Source organism: Endozoicomonas arenosclerae (assembly GCF_001562015.1).
GTDB lineage: Bacteria > Pseudomonadota > Gammaproteobacteria > Pseudomonadales > Endozoicomonadaceae > Endozoicomonas_A > Endozoicomonas_A arenosclerae.
The window spans coordinates 1-787 of the sequence record NZ_LASA01000317.1 but is presented as its reverse complement, the minus strand read 5'-3'; the positions used below and the strand labels follow the sequence as shown (position 1 = coordinate 787).

General features: G+C 44.7%; 1 protein-coding gene. It reads right to left on the bottom strand.

Annotated features, from left to right (window positions below; all coding sequences use genetic code 11):
• Positions 1–401: 401 nt before the first annotated feature.
• The coding region (locus WG89_RS29010; RefSeq protein WP_153301915.1) for a transposase at positions 402–787 on the bottom strand (386 nt) is incomplete at its 5' end.

The window sequence follows — 787 nt, the reverse complement described above, 5'->3', positions numbered from 1 at the left end:
TTTGGATTTGTAAAAACAGCGTATCGAGGCATCGGGAAAAATGACAATAAACTGGCCACTCTTTTTGCTCTGGCTAATGTGGTTAGATTGGATCAAATGCTACGTAGGGGTTAATCTGCCTATCAGCCGAGAAAACCGGCTGAAAAGTAGATAATGAGCGACCCTATCCTCGCTTTTAGTTCTAAGAATTGTGTTTTAGAACATGCTCAAAGGATTGATGGACTTCTTCACACCTTCCTTAGTAAAAGTCGAGTACTAGATGACAGCTCTACGTCTAGGGAACCTGCGAATAACCTCTAATTTACCTCCCTTCTTGAATCGAGTTCGAAGTAGGACTGAAATCAGAGGTCTCAACCCCTTATTTGTATGATATTTAGCCACTTTCGTGACTTCAGGGCGGACTAACCCTGTGCCCGGATCATTTGATCCAGTCGAACAATATTCGCCAGGGCAAATAAAGTAGACAGTTTATTGTCATTCTTCTTCAAACCTCGATACCTGGCTTTTATAAATCCAAATTGACACTTAATGATTCTGAAGGGGTGTTCGACTGCTGMTCTCMGACTGGCCTTGGTAAATTCCAGTTTGATGGGCACCTTATTTTTTCSGGGATGCTTCTTCAKCTCTTTCAAGATGCTGGGCTTTTCAGCTATGAACCACTCAGCTTCACAGGACTCCAACTCTGTCCGATTCTCGGCCCCGCGATAGCCGGCATCTGCAAAGATAAATTGCTCATCCCCGTGCAGCAGCTGCCCTGCCTGATTCAGGTCATGTTCGTTAGCTGGGG